Origin of the sequence: Cohnella rhizosphaerae (assembly GCF_029525575.1) — a bacterium.
GTDB lineage: Bacteria > Bacillota > Bacilli > Paenibacillales > Paenibacillaceae > Cohnella > Cohnella rhizosphaerae.
Genome location: NZ_JAPDIA010000007.1, coordinates 296403 through 318259, shown reverse-complemented (window position 1 = coordinate 318259; position 21857 = coordinate 296403). Strand labels below are relative to the sequence as shown.

The 21857-nt window shown below is 61.3% G+C and carries 15 protein-coding genes and 2 pseudogenes; 1 reads left to right on the top strand and 16 read right to left on the bottom strand.

Going from position 1 to position 21857, the window contains the following annotated elements; translation table 11 throughout:
* Positions 1-137: 137 nt before the first annotated feature.
* The 11 genes and pseudogenes from OMP40_RS19250 to OMP40_RS19200 form a co-directional block, all read right to left on the bottom strand.
* Positions 138-2582 (bottom strand): glycoside hydrolase family 38 N-terminal domain-containing protein, encoded by a 2445-nt coding sequence (locus OMP40_RS19250; protein ID WP_277533779.1) that lies wholly within the window; start codon positions 2580-2582, stop codon positions 138-140.
* On the bottom strand, positions 2582-3508 hold the full coding sequence (locus tag OMP40_RS19245; RefSeq protein WP_277533778.1) for an ROK family protein: 927 nt from the start codon (positions 3506-3508) through the stop codon (positions 2582-2584). The genes OMP40_RS19250 and OMP40_RS19245 overlap by 1 nt, the downstream gene beginning before the upstream one ends.
* A 40-nt stretch (positions 3509-3548) precedes the next feature.
* Positions 3549-5301 (bottom strand): annotated as a pseudogene (locus OMP40_RS19240) (class I mannose-6-phosphate isomerase).
* 48 nt (positions 5302-5349) lie between these two features.
* Complete coding sequence (locus OMP40_RS43140; protein WP_277533776.1) at positions 5350-6228, bottom strand: DeoR/GlpR family DNA-binding transcription regulator; 879 nt, start codon at positions 6226-6228, stop codon at positions 5350-5352.
* A gap of 1732 nt (positions 6229-7960) precedes the next feature.
* Positions 7961-9661, bottom strand: a complete 1701-nt coding sequence (locus tag OMP40_RS19230; RefSeq protein WP_277533775.1) for a sensor histidine kinase — start codon at positions 9659-9661, stop codon at positions 7961-7963.
* Between the two features lie 39 nt (positions 9662-9700).
* Positions 9701-10582: a carbohydrate ABC transporter permease gene (locus tag OMP40_RS19225; protein WP_277533773.1), complete on the bottom strand. Its 882-nt coding sequence runs from the start codon at positions 10580-10582 to the stop codon at positions 9701-9703.
* Positions 10583-10597: 15 nt separating this feature from the next.
* Positions 10598-11488: an ABC transporter permease gene (locus tag OMP40_RS19220; protein ID WP_277533772.1), complete on the bottom strand. Its 891-nt coding sequence runs from the start codon at positions 11486-11488 to the stop codon at positions 10598-10600.
* Positions 11489-11582: 94 nt separating this feature from the next.
* Positions 11583-13289: an extracellular solute-binding protein gene (locus OMP40_RS19215; RefSeq protein ID WP_277533770.1), complete on the bottom strand. Its 1707-nt coding sequence runs from the start codon at positions 13287-13289 to the stop codon at positions 11583-11585.
* A 97-nt stretch (positions 13290-13386) separates the two neighbouring features.
* On the bottom strand, positions 13387-14010 hold the full coding sequence (locus OMP40_RS19210) for a helix-turn-helix transcriptional regulator (RefSeq protein ID WP_277534897.1): 624 nt from the start codon (positions 14008-14010) through the stop codon (positions 13387-13389).
* A 19-nt stretch (positions 14011-14029) separates the two neighbouring features.
* Positions 14030-14938 (bottom strand): response regulator, encoded by a 909-nt coding sequence (locus OMP40_RS19205; protein WP_277533769.1) that lies wholly within the window; start codon positions 14936-14938, stop codon positions 14030-14032.
* 83 nt (positions 14939-15021) lie between these two features.
* A complete protein-coding gene (locus OMP40_RS19200; RefSeq protein WP_277533768.1) occupies positions 15022-17457 on the bottom strand; it encodes a glycoside hydrolase family 38 N-terminal domain-containing protein in 2436 nt (811 codons plus the stop codon).
* A 369-nt stretch (positions 17458-17826) separates the two neighbouring features.
* Between OMP40_RS19200 and OMP40_RS19195 the strand changes: the two genes are divergently transcribed.
* Positions 17827-18258, top strand: coding sequence for a FixH family protein (locus tag OMP40_RS19195; protein ID WP_277533767.1), 432 nt, complete (start codon positions 17827-17829; stop codon positions 18256-18258).
* A 7-nt stretch (positions 18259-18265) separates the two neighbouring features.
* Here the strand turns inward: OMP40_RS19195 and OMP40_RS19190 are convergent, their stop codons facing one another.
* The 5 genes and pseudogenes from OMP40_RS19190 to OMP40_RS19170 all read right to left on the bottom strand — a co-directional run bounded on the left by OMP40_RS19190 (position 18266) and on the right by OMP40_RS19170 (position 21848).
* Complete coding sequence (locus OMP40_RS19190) at positions 18266-18952, bottom strand: sulfite exporter TauE/SafE family protein (RefSeq protein ID WP_277533766.1); 687 nt, start codon at positions 18950-18952, stop codon at positions 18266-18268.
* Positions 18949-20310, bottom strand: a complete 1362-nt coding sequence (locus tag OMP40_RS19185) for a heavy metal translocating P-type ATPase (RefSeq protein ID WP_277534896.1) — start codon at positions 20308-20310, stop codon at positions 18949-18951. Before OMP40_RS19185 ends, OMP40_RS19190 begins: the two co-directional genes overlap by 4 nt.
* A 100-nt stretch (positions 20311-20410) precedes the next feature.
* A pseudogene (locus tag OMP40_RS41975) lies at positions 20411-20602 on the bottom strand (hypothetical protein); the annotation flags it as partial.
* Positions 20603-20724: 122 nt separating this feature from the next.
* The gene (locus OMP40_RS19175; RefSeq protein WP_277533761.1) at positions 20725-21183 is read right to left on the bottom strand and encodes a heavy-metal-associated domain-containing protein; all 459 of its coding nucleotides are present in this window, start codon (positions 21181-21183) and stop codon (positions 20725-20727) included.
* Positions 21184-21392: 209 nt separating this feature from the next.
* Complete coding sequence (locus OMP40_RS19170; protein ID WP_277533759.1) at positions 21393-21848, bottom strand: DUF2269 family protein; 456 nt, start codon at positions 21846-21848, stop codon at positions 21393-21395.
* Positions 21849-21857 lie beyond the last annotated feature (9 nt).

The window sequence follows — 21857 nt, the reverse complement described above, 5'->3', positions numbered from 1 at the left end:
CGTGTCTTCTTGACCTTAAATTAGACGCCGAACCTTTAACGGACCTTAAATGAAAGGGAAAGGACACGCTTAAAAGGCCGTCCTCAAGGCCGGGAGGCCATGAAGACAACCTTTTGGAGGAAACAGAACAATCCTTTTTATACGCTTCTAAACGCCACGGTACCCGCGTTTACGCTGCGGTTGACGCCCAGGGCATTCTCTGCCGTATTCAGCGCCCCGCCCCACTGCAGCGTATAGCGGAATTCGTAAAAGCCGCCCAGCGTCGCCTTGAAGTTGGTCTCCCAGTAATTCGTCAGCACCCACGCGTACAAGGTCGGCGCCTCGTCCCGCGCCTGGCCCTGCACCTTGCGCTCGCCGAACGCGAGCGGTCCGGTCTGCATCAGCGGCGTATCCGGCGTCGCGATCGCCAGGCCTCCCGACGGCGACACGAGCGCCAGTCCGTCCTGGATGCAGTAGAAGTCGGTCAGCGTGCCCGGAATCTGGTCGATGCCCGGCCGGACGGCCGCCCCCGCCTTGTCGAACCACAGCTCGCCGCCGTCCGTCCGCAGGAACGGCAGGGACACGTACACGTTTTCCGGCTCCCACACGCTCGTCTTGTGCATGCGCACGGAGACGTCCGCTCGCGCCTGGTCCTTGTACACCTTCAGGAACAGCGAGTAGTGGCTCATCCCTTCGACCTCGTAGCGCAGCTCCACGACCGCGTACAGCGGGCCGTCCGTTATCGCTCTGACGCCGGTCAGCGTACCCGCGGAGCGCTTCGCGTTCATGCCCTTGCGGTTGCGGCCCATGATCCGGCGGACCGTCATCTGGTCGCCGTGCTCGCCTGCCGTCACTTCGTATACGGGGGTAAAAGCGGCGTGCGCCTGGTTCGGATCGATAAGCTCCTTGCCCGTTCCCTTGTCGACCCAGGAGACGATGCCCGCTCCGCTCCGCCACGCGATCCGCATATGCGGCGTCTCGATGCCGTTCTCGGTCACGGCCGCTTGATCGGCGGCGCCGGCCAGCGGCACCAGGTCCCGGATATCGTGGATCCGGTCCGCGCCGATTAGACGCGTGCTGCTCGTCGTGCGCCCTGCGGGCTTCGCCGTAGCCTCGCGAATGACGTAGCGCTTCTCTTCCCGCGCGCCGAGCTTGGCCATGATCGCGATCTGGTAGCCCCGGCTCACCGTCTCCTGCTGATGCGGCACGACCTCGCCCGTCCGCTCGTCCGCCACTTCCAGACCTTGTCTGAAGTAGTCGGCCTCCCAGTTCTCCTCCAGGTAAAAATAGGCCGCATCCGTGACCGGATAATCGAACGAATTGACGACCGTAAACGTGAACGCGCGGCTCGCTCGAAGCAGCACGTCTCCGCGGGCCCGCAGCACGCGGTCGAGCGAACGCTGGACGAGGCGGCTCGCATGGGCGGCGTACGCCTCTTTGCGAACGCCGAGCTCTTGCACCATCGGATGCCAAGGCTCGGAGATCGAGGAGTGGTAGCCCCACGTATGCTCGGCGTACATCGCCAGTTGCAGCTTCGCTTCCTCGATATCGGCCGGCTTGACGCTTCGGCCGTCCGGGTCGAGCCGCCCGACGACGGACAGCGCGCGCTGGGCGCCTCTGAAGATCTGGGTGTGCATGGCGGTGGAGGCGACGCCGTCGGACCACCAATCCGGCCAATCGCCTCTGTAGACGGGGATTGGCACGTCCTGCTTTTTCACCAGGTCGAAATAGCGGTCCGGCGTCGTCATCTCGATCTCGATCCGGTCGCCGTGCTTCGCGTTCCACGCCTGAATGAAGCTCACGATGCGGCCGTTCGGCGCGGCGTTGTCGCGCAGCTGGCCTGAGACGTTCACGACCGTGAAGTCGTACGGGTAGTTCTCCTTCTCCAATTGGGCCAGATACCGGCCGATCCTCGTCTCCGCGATCTGCCAGTGATCCTCGGCGATCCCGCGGATCGGCGTCTCGTCCTGGATGGAGTAAGAGAACGTGCCGTCCGGATTGAGGCCGAGATCGTTGCCGATCATGTAGTGCTCGCCGTTCCAGACAAGCAGGCGGTCGCCCTTGGGCGTCTCCCAATAGAAAGGGAACTGCTTGCGCCCGATCGCGAACATGCCGTGATGCGTATGGATGCAGCTCAGCAGATGTTCGATGCCGGCGTCCGCCATCGCTTGCGAATAGCCCCAGCTGTAGCCGTTAATGTCCGCCGTCATCGCCGAGCGGACGCGCAGGCCGTGCGACGCCGCGAACTTGCCGGCCCGTCCGGCCATGTCGGCAAGGAGCTCGTAGCCTGCCAGCTCCGTCATATTCAAGTACGTGCCGGACAGCTCGATATCGCCCCTGCGGAGCGCCTGCACGAAGCGGTCCTTTTCCTCGTCCGTCGCTTCTTCGAGGAACCGCTCGACGGCCCAGTACGCCTCGCAGGTCCACTTGAAGCCCTTCCACTCGGGATGCTCGGCCGTATGAGAGGCTTCGCTGATCTCCAGCGCCTGCCGGATAAAGTCGACCTGGTATTGTTCGATCTTTTCCTGTCTCTCCGTGTAGCCGATGTCCGTGTGCGAATGGTGGATCACGTATAACTTCCACTTTTTATTCAAGCTCGGCATTAACGTTCTCCTCCCGTCAAGAAAGTCGTCCCCGTCATAAACCTGTATATGCCCAGCAGCGTGCCGGTCAGCGTATCGCGGCCGACCCGGACTTCCGCTTGCAAGCCGGACGCCGCGAGCGCCTGCCGGAAGTAAGGCGCGAACAGATGCGCGCTCTTGGAGATCTGTCCGCCGAGCACGATCGATTCCGGCCGGAACCGGAGGAGCGGCGGCGCCAGAATCTCCGCCATCCGCTCGCCGAAGCGTTGGAAGAGTCGCAGCGCGGCGGCGTCTCCGCCGTCCGCCAGCAGCGCCAGATCCTTGACGTCCAGGCCGGCATCGGCGAAGCCGAACCGCGGAGCGAGCTGCAGGACGCCTCTTCGCGAGATATAGTCGTCGGCCATCCTGTTCTTGTACGGCGTGGCGTACAGCCAGCCGTCGCCCGGCACGTCCGCGCGCGTCTTCACCAGGCGCCCCGCCTCCAGGAAGCACGAGCCGAGACCCGTGCCGATCGTCAGGCAGACGACGCGGCCCGCCCCTTCCGCGGCCCCGCCGGGACCCGTCTCGCCGAGACCGAAGAGCGCGGCGTCGTTCTCGAACGCGAGGCGAAAATGCGGCGCCAGCCGGCTGCCCGTCCGCTCGTCTACCCGCAGCGCTTCTTCCAGCAGGCTGCCAACCGGCAGGCCGTACAAGGCTTCGAACTTGCCCAGCCCCCGGATGCGGCTGACGCCCGCCTCGTAATCGAACGGTCCGGGAAAAGCGAGGCCGAGCCCGTCCACGCGGGCATCCGTCCCCGACTTGCGGAGGACGTCCGCGACGACTGCCGCGAAATGTTCGATCGTATCCCCCCGCCGCCAGGCCGGCGCCGGATTCGTAATGTCCGACGCTCGCTTCGATGATTTTCCCGTCCACGACGGCCCCCGCCTTAATCTGCGTGCCGCCGACATCCAGCGCGATCACCATGGACGATGTCATGCCCTGTTCCCCCTATGCCCGGACGTAAGCCTTGATCGTGCCCACCGTCTTGCCTTCGCTGGCGCCGCTCGGCCGAATGGTATACGCGGAGACCGATGCCGGGACGATAAACGTCTCGGCGTACCGCACGACGAACGGCTCGAATACGCCGTCCGGACTCTCGACGGTCGCTTCCTCCCCTTCGATCAGGTTGAGCATATGCACGCTGCCGTTGCTCTCGTGCAGGACCGGCTCCGAGAACCAGTGACGACGCGTCTCGATGAACTCGAGCTCGTGCAGCCCCGTGCGCTCCTCTCGCCAGCCTTCCCCCCTCCGCGAGCGGCTCGACGACGTTGACGCACTGCGTCTCCGTCCACTTCGTCGTCCGGTCCCAGCGAATGACCCGCTCGCCATGATCGATATGCACCGGGCGCGGCCTGCCGTCCAGGCCCAGCCGATCCCAGTCCCACAGCTTAAACGTGAAAATGTAAGGCGTCGCGCTGATCTCCAGCACCATGCAGCCTGCGGCCGAGCAATGCACGGTGCCGGCCGGAATGAGAAAATGGTCGTGCTTTTTCGCCGGGAACGTATTCGTATACTCCTCCGCCGGGAAGGAATATCCGCCCGCCTGCGCCCGCCGCAGCTCGGACATCATCGCGGCCGGCTCGATACCGTCGCGCAGCCCCAGATACACCTCGGCACCGGGCGCGGCGTCCAGAATGTAGTAGCTCTCGTCCTGCGTATAGGCCATGCCGAACTGCTCGCGGATGTATTCCGCGGTCGGGTGCACCTGCAGGCTCAGATTCTGGCCGCCGATCGTGTCCAGGAAGTCGAAGCGAATCGGGAACTCGGCGCCGAATCGCGCGTACACCTTCTCGCCAAGCAGCTCGATCGAGCGGAAAAATACCAGGTTGATCGCCGGCGTCTCTAGCCGGTGCGAGCCGTAGCGGAGGTACAGGCTGTTTTCCTCCGGGACGCCGTCGAAGCCCCAGGCATACGGATGCTCCCGCTTGGGCAGGTCGATATGCGCTTCCAGCCATTCGCCCCCCCATACGCCGGGATCGAAGTAGGGCACCAGCCGGAACGGCCGCGCCGCCGCCTGAGCCAGGCCGTCGAACAGCGCTTCGCGGGTCGCCATGACGGGCGAAGCCTTGACGTTCGTATCCAGGTAATAGTCGATCGAGCCGAGCAGCCGCTTCTTCAGCCGATCTGCCATGCGCCATTCGAAGAAAAAGCCCCGCTTGTACAGGCGCAGGATGTCGCGTTCGCGACTTTCCGTCCGCCAGTTGCCCAGCTCGCCGGAACGGTAGCGCTGCTGGATCTCCCAACGCGCCAGATCGGCATAGACGCGCAGGTCTCCGTCCGCGATAAGCGACGCGCCGAAGCCGACGATCAGGACGACGCCTTCGCGGACCGCGTCGATCCGCTCGCGCAGGGCGTCGATCCGCGCCTGGTCATAGAACTCTTCTACTTGAAAGGGGGCCATGTAGCCGAATACCCGATCATCCGTCATGTAGCGTCCGACGATGCGGTCTACCTCCGCGGGAGGCAGCGCAGCTTCTTCGGCGCGGACGACCGTCAAGGCGCCGAGCGCCCGCTCGCAGCCCGCGACGATCTCCTCCTGCCGGACGCCGGGGTAGCATTCCAGGACGACGACGGCTTTGCCTTGGCCCAGGCGATCGATGGCGGAGCGGAGCTCGGCCGCGATCGCTTCGTAGCCTGCCCATACCTCGTCATCCCGTCCCTTGATCGCGATGAAGGGCTCTTTGTCGTAGCGTGGTGGCATGTCGTACAGCTCCTTTTGCGTGATCTGATCATATATTATCATATTCAATCACAAATGAACATATTCTGCGTGTGATAATTTGTTCGAAATCGTTAGATCTCCGCTATAACACGCTACACGATATGGAGCTCCACGCCGCTGCTCTCGATGAGCTCGCGGTCCTCCCGGGAGATGCCCGCGTCGGTCACGAAGACGTCGATATCCTTCAAGGCCGCGACCGGGGCGAAAAAACGCTTGCCGATCTTGGAGGAATCGAGCAGCACGACCACGCGGCGCGCCGCGCGGATCATCGCGATCTTGACCTGCGTGTCCATCAGGTTCGGATCGGTGAAGCCGATCTCCGGCGTATAGCCGAGCGCGGACAGGAACAGCGTATCGGCTTGATACCGCGAGAAAAACTCTTCGGCCAGGGGACCGACGAACGTGCCCGACTTTTCCCGGAGAATGCCCCCCGCAAGCGATGGCGCTCCGCCGGTCGCCGGCGTACGGCCGGAACCGGTTCAGCGTGTCCAGGCCGTTGGTGAGCAGGGTGAGCTCGTTCAGTTGCCCGAGGCGGTCGACCATATAGGACACCGTCGTGCCGTTCTCCATCGCCACGATATCGCCGTCGGTCACGAACCTTTGCGCGGCATAAGCCGCCAAGCTTTCCTTGACGTCCCGATTGTGGGCCTGCTTGTCCGTGAGCGCCGGCTCGTCCTGTCCCTGCGAATCCTGTCCCTGCGCGTCCTGTCCCGGCCCCGCCCTCGTCCCCAGGTAGACGGCGCCGCCGTGGGAGCGGCGGATCACGTTCTCCTGCTCCAGCGCGTTCAGATCCCGGCGGACGGTCATCTCGGACACGCCGAAGCGTTCGCTCAGCTCCCGCATGGTGGCCACGCCTTTTTCCGCCAGGTAATCGATCAACAGTTGCTTCCTCTGCAATGGCAGCATCGCCGCACCTCGTCGTTTTTTTCTCATTCTATCATAAATGAACATCGCGATCGCGAAGCTGTAGAGTAACTTTTTGCCCTTACAGTACCATGTGGACCGGTTCGCGACGCTGTAAAGTAACTTTTTGCCCTTACAGTACCATTTGGACCAGTTCGCGAAGCTGTAGAGTAACTTTTTGCCCTTACCGTACCATTTGGACCGGTTCGCGAGCCTGTAGAGTAACTTTTTGCCCTTACCGTACCATTTGGACCGGTTCGCGAGCCTGTAGAGTAACTTTTGCCCTTACAGTACCACTTGGACCGGTTCGCGAGCCTGTAGAGTAACTTTTTGCCCTTACAGTACCATTTGGACCAGTTCGCGACGCTGTAGAGTAACTTTTTTGCCCTTACAGTACCATTTGGACCGGTTCGCGAAGCTGTAGAGTAACTTTTTGCCCTTACAGCACCATTTGGACCGGTTCGCGAAGCTGTAAAGTAACTTTTTGCCCTTACAGTACCACTTGGACCGGTTCGCGAGCCTGTAGAGTAACTTTTTGCCCTTACAGCAACTGTTGGACCGGTTCGCGACGCTGTAGAGTAACTTTTTGCCCTTACAGTACCATTTGGACCGGTTCGCGACGCTGTAGAGTAACTTTTTGCCCTTACCGTACCATTTGGACCGGTTCGCGACGCTGTAGAGTAACTTTTTGCCCTTACCGTACCATTTGGACCGGTTCGCGACGCTGTAGAGTAACTTTTTGCCCTTACCGTACCATTTGGACCGGTTCGCGAGCCTGTAGAGTAACTTTTTGCGCTTACAGTACCATTTGGACCGGTTCGCGAAGCTGTAGAGTAACTTTTTGCCCTTACATCACCATTTGGACCGGTTCGCGAAGCTGTAAAGTAACTTTTTGCCCTTACAGCAACTGTTGGACCGGTTCGCGACGCTGATGAGCATGTTTGAGGAAAAAATCCTGTACTTTTAATCGATTGATGATTTACGCCGTGCTGCACCAGCTGCAAAAGCGAAAAATTAGGGCGACCCTAAAGGGCGCCCTAATGCTATCTACACAGTTACCTTCCATCCATGCTTCGAGCCTGCATCGTAAGCCGCAGTCGCTGCCCGCGAATGCGCTTAAAGCGCTGGATAAGCAAGTCATGACAGCGCTTGGCGAAGACTATCCGGACCAAGCCTCGCCAAAATCGGTACGCTGACTATAGTGGATGCAACCACGACTTCCATCGATGCCCAACGCGTCAAATGGGCGTACGTCCAGCGGGGGCAACATGCGGTTACTGCATTTGAGCTTCGGTTTGGCGAACACGCAATCCGTTCATCCGCAGCATATCGCGCTTTCTACAGGCGTCGTTTCGGAGTCTTGGACGAGCTGGCGGTTCCGTCGGCGTATACGTACATTTTCGAACACGGATACGATTCTTTCGGACGCTATGCAGATTGGACGAAACCGCCACCTGTGAGCGGAGTAACACGGAAAAACCGTGCAACTCCGCAGTACACGACACCTGAGAGCGGAGTAACGCGGAAAAACCGTGCAACTCCATGCCCGATAAAGCGCCAATGGGCACGATCGCCGTCTCTGCGACGGTAGCGTCAGGTAGCGTCAAGAAGTTAGTGTAAGTAAGGTATCTCTCATTGTGCGCATACGGTTGTCGTGAAACTGGGGAGCACAGCTCAAGCGAAGGCGCGGGAGGCTCTTACGCTTTACATTGTTCCTCCATCAGCGTATCGTTCCTCAAACATCGGAGACCGGGATCGTCACGCTCACCCGCGTCCACCGGCCAGGCTCGCTCGCGACTTCGACTCCGTACCGGCTGCCGTACTGCACCTGAATCCGCTGGTGAACGTTGCGAAGCCCGTAGCCGCGGGACTGCTTGACGAGCACCTCCTCCGCGACGCCGGCGGGCATGCCCGGCCCGTTGTCCTCCACCGTGAATACGAGCGTCTCTTCGTCTTCCTCGATGCGTCCGCAGATTCGCAGCATGCCTCTTCCCTCGCGCTTCTGGTCGATGCCGTGCTCGATGGCGTTCTCCACGATCGGCTGAAGGACGAGCTTGATCATCCGCTGCTCCAGCAGGGCGTCGTCCACCTCGTATTCGACGTCGAAGTTGTAGTCGTGCATGATGAGCTGCATCTCGAGGTATGACTTCGTGTTCAGCAGCTCGTCCTTGATCAGGATCAGGTCGTTGCCCTGATTAAGCGTCGTCCGGTAGAAGGTCGAGAGGATGCCCGCGACCCGGCTGATGTCCTCGGCGCCCGCGTCGATGGCTTTCCAGTTGATGACCGACAGCGAGTTGTACAGAAAATGCGGATTGATCTGGGCCTGAAGCGCCCTCAGCTCCGCCTCCCGCTGAACGATCTTGCTCTTGTAGCTTTCTTCGATCAACTGGTTGATGCTGGCCAGCATCTTGCCGAACCGCGATTCGAGCTCTCCGATCTCGTCGCCTCCGTGGACCTTGAGACTGATCGTCAGCGTCCCTTCCTCGACCAGCTTCATCTTGTGGTTCAGGCGCTGGATCCGGCGGACGAACACGCGGGAAAAAATCCAGCCGACGAGCAGAAGGACAACGATGCAGAGTCCTTCGATGATGAGCGTCGCCCGGAGAATCTTCCAGGGGCTGATCGTGAGCGCGTCGTCGGGCACCATCAGGGACAGCGACCAGTTGGACGCTCTCAGTTCGCGATGCAGCCAGAGATATTCCGGATGGTCGTCGGCCGCGCCCTGCAGCCGCCGCTCGACGAGGGCCGCGGCGTCCCCCATCCGCCCCGAAGCCGGCCCGCTCGCGTATACGACCTTGCCGCGACTGTCGGCGATGACCGCCGCGGCTTCCGGCAGATCGGGCAGATTCAGCGAGTCTTGCAGGAATTCCGGGACAAGCTCCACGTAGACGAGGTTTTTCTTGTCGTAGTTGATGTCGCCGAAGATGCGCCTGACGCCGAACACCTTTCCGTTTTCGATATACCAGCGCGTGTCGATCGTCTCCATCGCTTCCTTGTACCAGTAGGCGTGCTCCACGGCAGAGATCGGCATGATCGAGTTGAAGCGTTCGGTCACGTTGTTCTCGGTGTAGATGACGATCCGCTGAATGTCGCTGTTGAGCGAGGTCGTCGTATTGATAAGCGGGTCTACGATCTCCTTCAGATCGAGGTACATCGTATAGTAGCTCTTGTATTCTTCGTTAAAAATGTGGGAGAAGTTCGGATTGTAGCTGATAAGCTCGATCGCCGCGTCGAAGCGCTGCAACTTGTAGCTCAGGCTGTCGTCGATCTTGCCCAGATTGTCCTGCAGCACGACGTTCGCCTGCTTCAGCTGCACTTCTTTGGACTGCTGATAGGAATAAACGCCGAGAATCGAGAGCGGGATCAAAGTGACGGCGAGATAGGAGATGAACAGCTTATGTCTGAGTTTGATCGATTTTCCCCACTTCGCTAGCAACGGTCGATCCGCCCTTCCAGCTCTTATGGTCTCTTCATCTTACTCCTTCACCGCGCCCAGCACGATGCCGCTCACGAAATATTTTTGGAGAAAAGGATAGATCAACAGAATCGGCACCATGGAAACCATGACCTTCGCCGAGTTCAGCAGCTGGCTGGACATGTTGGTCAGCCGCTTGATCTCCTCGGGATCGGTCGTATTCATGATCGAGTTCACGCTGATGATCAGCTGTTGGATGTAGGTCTGCAGCGGCCAATGCTCCTTGTGCTGCATCAGGATCATGCCGTCGAAGAAGGCGTTCCAGTGGCCGACGATCGAGAACAAGGTGACCGTCGCGAGCGCCGGCAGCGAGATCGGAACGAAAATGACGGACAGCGTTTTCCAGGGACCCGCGCCGTCCATGTTGGCCGCCTCTTCGAGCTCCTTCGGAATGCCCTTGAAGAAGTTCATCAGCAGGATGACGTTGAACACGGGCACCGCCGTGGGCAGCACGAGCGCCCAGATCGAGTCCAGCAGGCCGAGCGAATAGATCGTCATGTACCACGGGATCAAGCCGCCGTTGAAAAGCATGCAGAAGATGACGAACCACATGTAGACGTTCCGGCCGGGAAACAGCTTGGCGGTTCTGGACAGCGGGTAAGCCATCAGCACCGTGATCACGAAGTTGATCGCGCCTCCCAGCAGCACCCGTTCGATCGATACGCCGAAGGAAATGAAAAAATTGCGGTCCCGCATGATGGATTCGTAAGCGCTCAGATTAAATTCGACCGGCCAGAAAAAAACCTGGCCGGCCATCGCCGGAATTTTGCCGCTGAACGAGATGGCCAGCGTATTAAGAATCGGCGCGATGGAAAAAAAGGCGATCAGGCTCAAGATCAGATAGATCGTCCAGTCGACGGCACGGCTGCTTCCGCGTATCATGAATCGTCACTCCTGTCAGAAGATGCGGTAGTTGGCAAAACGGGCGGCGAGCAAGTAAGAGACGGCGATCAGGAGGAAGCTGACGATCGACTTCAGCAAGCCGACGGCGGTAGCGAGGCCGTATTGAATCTCCAGCAAGCCCGCGCGATAGACGTAGGTATCGATGATGTCGCCGGACTGGTAGACGACGGGATTGTACAGGTTCAGAATCTGCTCGAAGCCGGCGTTCAGCACGTTGCCCAGACTGAGCGTCGCCAGCAGGATGATCGTGGGGAGCAACCCGGGTATGGTGATGTGAAGCAGCCGCTGAAAGCGGTTGGCGCCGTCGATCGCGGCAGCCTCGTACAGGCTCGCGTTGATCGAGGTCAGCGCGGCAATATAAATAATGGTGTTGAAGCCGAATTCCTTCCAGACGTCGCTCGCCACCAGAATGACCCGAAACCAGGAATTGCTCTGCAGGAACATGATCTCTTGGCCGCCGAACCACTGGACGATCTGATTGACGATGCCTTCCAGGCTCAGCAGATTAACCAAAATGCCGGATAGAATGACCCAGGACATAAAGTGAGGCAAATAAACGATCGTCTGGACGATGCGCTTGAACTTCATGTTCATGACTTCGTGCAGCATCAATGCGAATACGAACGGAACGGCCATGCCGGCCACGATCTTTAAGGACGCGATGGACAGCGTGTTGACGAAAATCGTGCGGCTGTCCGGCAAGTCAAACATGTACTGGAAATTTTCCCAGCCGACCCAATCCGAGCGGAAGATGCCGAGCGTCGGCTGGAAATCCTGGAACGCGATGACGATGCCGACCATCGGGATGACGCTGAACACGAGCAACAAAGCGATGCCGGGCAGCAGCATGAAATGGTAGTGACGGATAAACGATCGGTTATTCATTGCATCTCCACCTATGCGCTAGATTCGATTCAAAAAAGAAGGGGCTGACCTGACTTGCCGGACAGCCCCTGATCACGTTTAACGAGCGCGAATGCTACTTTGCCTGAAGCGCCTCCTTGATCTCCTTGGCGACTTCGTTGCCGCCGATGGACTTCCACGTGGAGACGAAGCTGTCGAATTCGTCCAGCGGCGACGTGCCGGTAATGATCTTCAGGAACGTCTCGTTCTCCAGCTTATCCAGGTTGGCGCCGCGCTTGAGCATCGTCTCGGTCTTGCCGTAGTACGCGGGCTCCACCTTGTTCAGCTCCTTGGCGCCGGTGACCGCCGCCGCCGTGTAGAAGGCCAGCGAATCGGCGTAAGCCGCCATGTCCTGCTTCGGATTCTCCTGGTTCTTCAGCACCGACTCGACGCGGGGCAGGATGCGCGCAGGCAGGCCGGTCTTGTCCTTGTCCTGTACGACCTTGTCGTAGATCGGCACGTCCCGCGCCAGCGAATCCTGGAAGTCCAGCTGCAGGTTCAGCGGATAGTTCAGCCAGCCTACGCCGAGGCCTTTATAAAGCTCCTGCGCGGCGGGGTCGATCAGGCGGATGCCTTCGTACTCTACGTTCAAAATTTTGATCGCGGCCTCGGGGTTCTTCGCCTGCTTCTTGACGACCAGGAACGAGCCCGAAGGGACCGACGGCACGATATTGCGCTTGCCCGCGTCGTCGAGCGGCACCGCGAGCGGCACCCAGTCCGCCTTCGGATTCGCCTTGACCGCGTCGGACATCGCCCAGCCGGCGAACCACGGCGCGAACAGGATGCCCGCGCGGCCGCTGGATACGAGACCGGCGTTGTCCTCCCATTTTCGCGTCAGGAACTCCTTGTCGATCAGGCCTTGCGCGTACATCTCCCGCAGCACGCCGAGCGCCTGCTTCGTCTCCGGCGTCGTGGAGCCGTACACGACATTGCCGTCGGCATCCTGGAACCAGCTCTTCGGATAGCTGTGGTAGGCGTTAAAGATCGGATCGAAGGTGAAGAAGCCGCCGTCGGTCGCGATCGACGTGTCGCCGAGCAGACCGATCGTATCCGCCTGGCCGTTGCCGTCGGGGTCCTTCTGGACGAACGCCTGGATGATCGTCTTGAGGTCGTCCACGGTCTTCGGCAGCGCAAGGTTCAGATGCTCGAGCCAGTCCTTGCGCATCCAGAGCAGCTGGAAGTTGCCGTCGATGTTCGTGTTGGGCAGCGCGTAGAGCTTGCCGCCGATCCGCCCGGTGTTCAGCACGCGGTCGCCGGTATAGGAGCCGTAGTACTCTTTGATCAGCGGCGACGCGTACTTGTCGTAGACGTCGGTCAGCTCCGCCAGCATGCCCGCCTTGGCCATCCGTTGGAACTGCTGCTCGTCGACGACCATGATGTCCGGGATGTTGTTGCTCGCGATGGCCAGCGTCACCTTTTGATTGTAGGCGTCCAGATCCTCGACCGAAAAATCGTATTTGATCTTCACGTTGAGACGATCCTCGACGTACTTCAAATATTGGTTGCTCTCCAGCGTATCGCCGGAAGGCAGGTTGTTGCCTGATACGCCCTGTCTGCCCAGCGACACCATGACCGTCTCGGCGTATTTGCCGAACGGATCTTCTCCGGATGCGGCTGCGCTCGAATCGGCAGTCTGCTGCGAGGCGCTTGACGACGCGCTTGGCGAAGCGCCCGCGGCGCTATTGCCGCCGTCGCCGCCATCGTTGCCGCCGCCGTTGCTGCAAGCCGTCATGCCGAGCAGCAGCGTCGAGCAGAGCAAGAGGGTCGATTTTTTTGTATGCATGCCCCAACCTCCATCGAATGAACTTGTTTGCCTATTTATCATAGCAGCAGCGTGAAAACGCCTTCCATCTCACAAATTTATGATTTGAACAGGTTTTTTACGGAGTTGCCTCCCTGTATTTGGCCGGGGTGACGCCGTAATATTGCCGGAAAGACTGGATGAAATAGTTGGAGCTCCGGTACCCCAGCATACTGCAAATATCCACGATCTTGATGTTCGTATCCCGCAGCAGCTCGGCTGCCTTCTCCATCCGCACCTGCGTAATGTATCGGATCAGGCTTTGCCCGGTCTCTTTCTTGAACAGGTAGCTCAGGTAGCTCGGGGTCAGATACACCTGGTTCGCCAGGCCTTCCAGGGAGAGGTCCTGATCGTAATTTTCCCCGATAAGCTGCTTGATCTGTTCGATGATCTTGTTCGCGGATTCGGCTTTGGCCCCGGAGACGAAGCCCGCTTCGACGAGATCGAAAATGTCGAACATGACCTGTTTCAGGTCGTGCAGGGAAGCGCAGCGGGATATTTTGTCCAGGTACTCGTTCATGACGGGCAGGCGGCTCTTGTGCTCCTTCGCCAGGGCTCTGGACAAAATCTCCGAGCAGAGGAATTTGGTATAGAGCGACGAGAAATGCCCTTTCGTTTTCAGGTAAGAAAACAGCAGCTCGATCCCGTACTTGGCCCCCTGCACGTCCTGGTACGCCAGGCACTGGTAGAGCTTGTCCACCATCGCGTTCAATTCGTTTTCGTTAAAGGGGGGCTTCGGAAAATTGCGCTTCGGAAAAGAGGATCGGCCGGTCGTCCATAAAAAAGCGGTATTCCAGCAGCCGCTCGATGCTGCCGTAGGCTTCGTGTACGCGATCCCAGCCGTCTGCGGCCGCGCCGACGACGATGCTTACCTTCTGGCCGAAGCGCGCGGAGGCGCCTAATGAGATCGTCTCGGCCAGCGACCGGAGCGCCTCCGTAGACAGCGGGGCCGGATGGCGGACGAAGACGATGCTTTGGCTTTCGTTCACGTTCAGGTAATCGAACGCATCGGTCACGCACGCCTGAAGCATCGCGACAAAAGCGTCGTTATGCATATCGAAAAAATGGTTCGGGCATTCCACGAGCAGCAGATGAATCGCCTCCGGCGTGCCGGAAGCGCCCGGCGAAGGCGGGGATGCGGGGAGCCTGCCGCTTCGCGGCGCGTTGATCGCGTCCAGCAGCATTTTTTCCCGCTCGTAGGCGATTCCGCGTTCGTAGCCTTCCTGCAGCTGCAGCTCGCGCATGCGGCCCGCCTCTTTTTCCTCGCAGGCGGCGATCGCCTCGCGCAGCGCGGAGAGGAACTCCGGCACTTGAATCGGCTTGAGCAGATAGTTCGCTACGTTCGTGCGAAGCGCCCGCCTGGCATATTCGAATTCGTTGAAAGCGCTGTAAATAATGATTTCGATGTCCGGCTTTTCTTCCCTGATTCTCTCCGACAGCTCCAAGCCGTCCATGAACGGCATCTTAATATCCGTGAGCACGATATCGACCGGCTCGCGCCGAACGATATCGAGGGCTTTCTCCCCGTTCTCCGCCGTCAGCGTCTCCAGCTCCAGCTGGCAGCTGCGAATCAGGTTCCGCAGGCCCTCTCTCTCGATCCGTTCGTCGTCCACGATTAACAGGCGTCGCATGCGATTCGCTCCTTCCCGGCGGCATAAGCGCAAAAAAGGGCTTCTCTCCGCAGAGAGACGCCGCCCTTCTCATGATATCAAAATTATACGCTTCTAAACGCCACGGTACCCGCGTTTACGCTGCGGTTGACGCCCAGGGCATTCTCTGCCGTATTCAGCGCCCCGCCCCACTGCAGCGTATAGCGGAATTCGTAAAAGCCGCCCAGCGTCGCCTTGAAGTTGGTCTCCCAGTAATTCGTCAGCACCCACGCGTACAAGGTCGGCGCCTCGTCCCGCGCCTGGCCCTGCACCTTGCGCTCGCCGAACGCGAGCGGTCCGGTCTGCATCAGCGGCGTATCCGGCGTCGCGATCGCCAGGCCTCCCGACGGCGACACGAGCGCCAGTCCGTCCTGGATGCAGTAGAAGTCGGTCAGCGTGCCCGGAATCTGGTCGATGCCCGGCCGGACGGCCGCCCCCGCCTTGTCGAACCACAGCTCGCCGCCGTCCGCCCGCAGGAACGGCAGGGACACGTACACGTTTTCCGGCTCCCACACGCTCGTCTTGTGCATGCGCACGGAGACGTCCGCTCGCGCCTGGTCCTTGTACACCTTCAGGAACAGCGAGTAGTGGCTCATCCCTTCGACCTCGTAGCGCAGCTCCACGACCGCGTACAGCGGGCCGTCCGTTATCGCTCTGACGCCGGTCAGCGTACCCGCGGAGCGCTTCGCGTTCATGCCCTTGCGGTTGCGGCCCATGATCCGGCGGACCGTCATCTGGTCGCCGTGCTCGCCTGCCGTCACTTCGTATACGGGGGTAAAAGCGGCGTGCGCCTGGTTCGGATCGATAAGCTCCTTGCCCGTTCCCTTGTCGACCCAGGAGACGATACCCGCTCCGCTCCGCCACGCGATCCGCATATGCGGCGTCTCGATGCCGTTCTCGGTCACGGCCGCTTGATCGGCGGCGCCGGCCAGCGGCACCAGGTCCCGGATATCGTGGATCCGGTCCGCGCCGATTAGACGCGTGCTGCTCGTCGTGCGCCCCGCAGACTGCCCCGAAGCCTCGCGAATGACGTAGCGCTTCTCTTCCCGCGCGCCGAGCTTGGCCATGATCGCGATCTGGTAGCCCCGGCTCACTTTCTCCTGCTGATGCGGCACGAGCTCGCCCGTTTGTTCCTCAATCACTTCCAGACCGTTTCTATAATAATCGGCTTCCCACTGCTCTTCCAGGTAGAAATATGCCAAATCCTCGATCGGCTCGTCGAACGGGTTGACGACTTGATAGGTGAACGCGCGGCCCGCCCGCAGCAGCACGTCCCCGCGATCCCGCAGCACGCGGTCGAGCGAACGCTGGACCAGGCGGCTCGCATTGGCCGCGTACGCCTCCTTGCGGACGCCCAGCTCCTGCACCATCGGATGCCACGGCTCGGAGATCGAGGAGTGATAGCCCCACGTATGTTCGGCGTACATGATTAATTGCCGCTGCGCTTCCTCGATTTCTTCTTGCTTGACGCTTAGTCTATCCGGGTCAAGCTTCTTGACGACGGACAACGCGCGCTGCGCGCCGCGGAATATCTGGGTATGCATGGCGGTGGAGGCGACGCCGTCGGACCACCAATCCGGCCAATCGCCTCTGTAGACCGGGATCGGCGCGTCCTGCTCCTTCACCAGGTCGAAGTAGCGGTTCAGCGTGGTCATCTCGATCTCGATCCGGTCGCCGTGCTTCGCGTTCCACGCCTGAATGAAGCTCATGATGCGGCCGTTCGGCGCGGCGTTGTCGCGCAGCAGGCCCATGACGTTGACCAGGGCGAAGTCGTACGGGTAGTCCTCCTTCTCCAGCTGCGACAGGTAACGGTTAATTCTCGTCTCCGCGATCTTCCAGTGGTCCTCGGCGATACCCCAGATCGGCGTCTCGTCGCGGACGGAATAGGAGAGCGTCCCGTCCGGATTGATGCCGAGGTCGTTGCCCATCATATAGTGCTCGCCGCTCCACACGAGCAAGCGGTCACCTTTGGGCGTCTCCCAGTAGAACGGGAACTGCTTGCGCCCGATCGCGAACATGCCGTGATGCGTATGGATGCAGCTCAGCAGATGCTCGATGCCGGCGTCCGCCATCGCTTGCGAATAGCCCCAGCTGTAGCCGTTAATGTCCGCCGTCATCGCCGAGCGGACGCGCAGGCCGTGCGACGCCGCGAACTTGCCGGCCCGTCCGGCCATGTCGGCAAGGAGCTCGTAGCCTGCCAGCTCCGTCATGTTCAAGTACGTGCCGGACAGCTCGATATCGCCCCTGCGGAGCGCCTGCACGAAGCGGTCCTTTTCCTCGTCCGTCGCTTCTTCGAGGAACCGCTCGACGGCCCAGAACGTCTCGCAAGTCCACTTGAAGCCCTTCCACTCGGGATGCTCGGCCGTATGGGAGGCTTCGCTGATCTTGAGCGCCTGCCGGATAAAGTCCACGTGATACTGCTCGATTTTTTCCTGTCTTTCCGTATATCCGATGTCCGTATGCGAATGGTGAATGACGTATATTTTCCACTTTCTCGTCACGCTTTGCATGCGTTCTCCCCTAACGTATCCTGTCTTGCGATCAGTATAGCCTCGGGAGGAACAGGCGGGAAAGTTCACATTTTTGCGATTCATATCACATTTTTTCGCGATCTGCGGCGGTGGAGGAACAAAGCGGAATCAGAGGCGAATTCAAGGGCGGTCATGGGCCCGGCACTGTAAATCAATGAGCCGCGATAATGCGCGCAGACCGCCCGCGCAACCGTTTCGCGATCATAAGGACGATCCCGGAAGACATATACATGCGGGGGAGCAAGAAAACCGTCAGGAGAACGTTTTTATCGGAGACAAATCAGATACGTACCGGTGAAACTTATCCTTTCCTATTCGCGAAAAAGGGAGGCGCACGCCATGGGATCGCTCCTGAAGCGCGCGATCAGGCCGATGGCGCTCGTCGCGGCCGTCGGCCTTGCGTTGTGGTACGTCTATTCGTCCCGCGCTTCCGCGCTGCCGGCGGAATCTTCGAAGCTGGACGGCGAATACCGGATCACCGTACGCTCGCCCGCCCGCTCTGCGGCCGCCCTGGAGCCGAGCCGGTTTGTCGTCGAGATCGCGGATCGGTCCGGCATGCCGGCGTCAATCGGGCGGCTGACGCTGAAGTATTGGATGCCGGGCATGTTCTGCGGCATGTTCACCGCCGAAGCAGAGAGGACCGGCAGGGCTGGCGCGTACGCGGCGACCGTCATCCCGGTCATGACGGGACGGTGGGTCCTGGAAGCCCGAATGACGATCGGCGAAAAGGAGGTCGTCGTCCGACATCCCTTCGAGGCCGGCCGTTCGTGAGCGCGGCTTACCAGAGCCACGGGTGGATCGAAGGGATCCATCCGTTCGCGCTGCAGCCTTTCAAGATCGACAGGATGCCCATCGTGTAAGCGAGATAGCGGCCTGCGCCTGCGAGCCTCAGCCTCCAGCCGCGGCTCATGCGCCGCGCGGTCATCGCGAACAGGAAAAGCATCGGGAACGTCGTGAGTCCGAAGATGAGCAGCAGGGCCGTCCCTTCCGCCCAGGCCCCCGTCGCGGCAGCCTTCATCTGCATCGCGTACGTGAGGCCGCAGGGCAGCAAGCCCAGACTGAGGCCCGACAGAAACGCCCCGTACGCCTCAAGCTTCGACACGTTCGCGGTCCCGGCCGCCGGCCGGCTGGTCCGCCCCCGGCCCGGCAGCTTGATGCGATAAACCGGAAGCGAGATTCGCCGCCAGGCCCACAGGATGATGAGAAGCCCGCCCAGGATGCTGGCCGCCCCGCGCAGGCCGACCAGCTCGCCAGCGGCCTTCAGGAAAGAACCCGCCGCGCCCATCGCGGCCCCGGTCACGCCGTAGGTGGCGATTCGCCCCGCGTGATAGGCGATCAACGAGGCGGCGGCGCTTCGCCGCGCCTCCATCGCGATCGAGGCGCCGATACCGCCGCACATCGCGATGCAATGCGGCGCCCCCGTCAGGCCCGCGACGACGGCCAACGCGATATCGCCGCCGTTCAAGGGCGCCCCGTCCGGCGTCCGAACGCCGTTCTCCGCAGCCGGACCGCGTTGCCGACGACGAGCAGCGAGCTCAACGCCATGCCGATGCAGGCGAGACGCGGGTCCAGCAGGCCCGCCGCGGCCAGCGGGATCATGGCTGCGTTGTACACGAGCGCGAGCAGCAGGTTTTGCCGGATGTTCCGCATCGTACGCCCGGCCAACGCATGCACTTCGGCCACCTGGGACAGACGCCCGCCGACGATGACGATATCGCCCGTCTCCAGCGCGGCCGCATGACCGGAGGCCATCGCGATGCCGACGTCGGCGGCCGCCAGCGCGGCGCTGTCGTTCGCGCCGTCGCCGATCATGACGACCCGCCTTTTACCGGCCCGGCCTTTCCCGGCCCTCACCTCCCGCAGCAGGTTCAGCTTCTGCTCCGGCAGCAGCCCCGCCCGGACGCGGCGAATGCCCGCCAACGCGCCGATGCGGGCCGCCGCCCGCTCGCGGTCTCCGGTCGCCATCCATACTTCGCCGTGCGCCGAGAGCGCGCGCACCGTCCGCCCCGCATCCTCCCGGAGCTGCTCATGGAGACGAATCAGACCGGCACGCCGTCCGTTAATCCCGATATGTACGACGGAATCGCCGGCCGCTTCCCCTTTCCCGGCGGTCATCGGGTCAATCATCGGGTCAATTATCGGGTCAAACCGACGAATGCCGTACGCCTCCAGCCACGCCGCGCTGCCGACGACGACCCGCATGCCTTCGACGGTGCCGGCCACGCCCATCCCGGGGCGCTCGACGAAGCGTTCGACGGGAGCCGGCCGCAGCTCCCGGACCCCCGCCTCCCGGACGATGGCCTGGGCGAAGGGATGCGCCGACATCGACTCGAGCGACGCGGCCAGCCGCAGCAGCTGCTCAGGGGGCCAATCGCCTTCGATCCCGCTCACGGCCGGTCTGCCGTAGGTCAGCGTCCCCGACTTGTCGAACAGGAACGCGTCCGCCCGGCTGAGCGTCTCCAGCAAGCCTGCGTCCTTGATGACGATGCCCGCCTTCAGCGCCATGCCGGACGCGATCAACACGGAGATCGGCGTCGCGAGGCCGAGGGCGCACGGGCATGCGGTCAACAGGACGGCCATCGCGATGCCGACGGCTTCCCCGGTCGTCGCCGTTCTCATATGGACGATAAAGGTTACGATGGCCAGCAGGAGAATGCCCGGCACGAAATAGGCCGCGATCCGATCTACCCGGCGCGCGATCTGCGGCTTGGAGAGCTGCGCCGCCTCGACCAGCGAGATCATCTTCGCCAGGCGCGTAAGCGTACCGCTGCGCTCGATGCGGAGCCGGGCGCTCCCCCCGACGAGGCGCGTCCCCGCGTACAGCCGCTCGCCGGGATGCCGGACCGTGACGGCCGACTCCCCCGGTCAGCAGCGATTCGTCCACCTCCACGGTTCCTTCCTCGATCGCGCCGTCCGCCGGCACCCAATCGAGCGGACCTACCGCCGCGAGATCGCCGGGTCGCAGCTCGCCGGACAGCACGGTCTCCGCGCGGCCGTCGCGGACGACGCTCGCCGTCCCGGGCTGCAGTCCGGACAGGGATTCCAGGCTCCGCAGGGCATTGCCCTTCGCGATCGCTTCAAGCCATTTGCCCAAGGTGACGGCGACAAGGACCATCGCGATCGAATCGAAATAAAGCATATGCGCCGAGCCCGACCGGAACACCTGATATTGGCTGTACAAGTAAGCGATCGACGTGCTGAGCGCGATCAGCACGTCCATGTTGGGGAAGCCCTGCTTTAGCGCGTGATAAGCGCCCCTGTAAAAAAGGATAGCCTGCATAGCTCAGCAGGACCGATCCCAATGCCAGCTGCATAAGCGGATGCAGGAGCGCGTTCAGAAGCCCTCCTGGGACCGCCGAGCCGGGCATGCCGAATACATGAGCCGCCATCGCGACAAGGAGCGGCAGCGACAGCGCCGTCGTGATCCAGAACCGGCGCCGGTAAGACGCGGCTTCGTCCGTATGCGAAGGCGGCTTGTCTCGCGCGAGTATCGCGGCGCCGTAGCCGAGCGTACGGATTCGGTCCACGATCTGCTCGCCCCGAATGCCGTCCCCCCTCCCAGCGAACGCCGGCCGTCGAAGTCGCCAGGCTCACGGCCGCCTGCCGCATGCCTTCCATGCGCAGCAGCGCCTTCTCGATTCGTGCCGAGCAGGCGCTGCAGGTCATGCCGTCGATTTGAATCTGAAGCTCGTTCACGGGATGCCTCCCTGTACAAAGACGTGGACAACGCTCCTGTCGATTCAATTTATGCGCCGCTGTCCGCATCGATGCCGCGCCGTCTATTTCCTATCCAGGCAAATGTGAAGAGGATCGGGCAGGCAGTACCGCACCCCAACCTTTCATGTACTTTTGCACGATACGCGATAGACGCTCCGGGACTTGGCGATGATCCCGTTGGAGCAAGCTCATGCGTTCAGCGCCGGCTTAACGACCATCAGCACGGTCACGGCCAGCGCCAGCAGTTGCGCGGTCGTCTCCCAGAGCACGAGCTTCCGCATCGCCAGACCGACATCGGCGGATAATCCATGGCCTTGGCTTTCCGACGCGATCCGCTTGAGGCGTTTGACGCGCGGCTCGATGAATCCGCCGATCGTGGCCGCCAGGATGAGCGACAGCAGGATGGAAAGATTGAGCCACATCTGGGAGAACCCCGTATCGGCGATGATCATCAGCCAAATACCGGTCAATACGAGCACCGCGGCGCCGAGTTTAGACAACAAGGCAACCGTGGCCGTCGCGTCGAAAACAAAGCGAAGCTGGGCGGCCGTTCGGGCCGATCTTCGGACGATCGGCGCCAGGAACGCTGAGCCGATCACCGCGACCGCAGCGAGAATATGCAAAACAAGCAGCCATGCGTACACGCCATCCCC

What these genes read in the sequence shown, in the direction of transcription:
- OMP40_RS19250 (WP_277533779.1), bottom strand. Translation starts at nt 2,582, where the DNA reads ATGCCGAGCTTGAATAAAAAGTGGAAGTTATACGTGATCCACCATTCG.
- OMP40_RS19245 (WP_277533778.1), bottom strand. Translation starts at nt 3,508, where the DNA reads ATGTCGGCGGCACGCAGATTAAGGCGGGGGCCGTCGTGGACGGGAAAA.
- OMP40_RS43140 (WP_277533776.1), bottom strand. Translation starts at nt 6,228, where the DNA reads ATGCTGCCATTGCAGAGGAAGCAACTGTTGATCGATTACCTGGCGGAA.
- OMP40_RS19225 (WP_277533773.1), bottom strand. Translation starts at nt 10,582, where the DNA reads ATGATACGCGGAAGCAGCCGTGCCGTCGACTGGACGATCTATCTGATC.
- OMP40_RS19220 (WP_277533772.1), bottom strand. Translation starts at nt 11,488, where the DNA reads ATGAATAACCGATCGTTTATCCGTCACTACCATTTCATGCTGCTGCCC.
- OMP40_RS19215 (WP_277533770.1), bottom strand. Translation starts at nt 13,289, where the DNA reads ATGCATACAAAAAAATCGACCCTCTTGCTCTGCTCGACGCTGCTGCTC.
- OMP40_RS19210 (WP_277534897.1), bottom strand. Translation starts at nt 14,010, where the DNA reads ATGGTGGACAAGCTCTACCAGTGCCTGGCGTACCAGGACGTGCAGGGG.
- OMP40_RS19205 (WP_277533769.1), bottom strand. Translation starts at nt 14,938, where the DNA reads ATGCGACGCCTGTTAATCGTGGACGACGAACGGATCGAGAGAGAGGGC.
- OMP40_RS19195 (WP_277533767.1), top strand. Translation starts at nt 17,827, where the DNA reads ATGGGATCGCTCCTGAAGCGCGCGATCAGGCCGATGGCGCTCGTCGCG.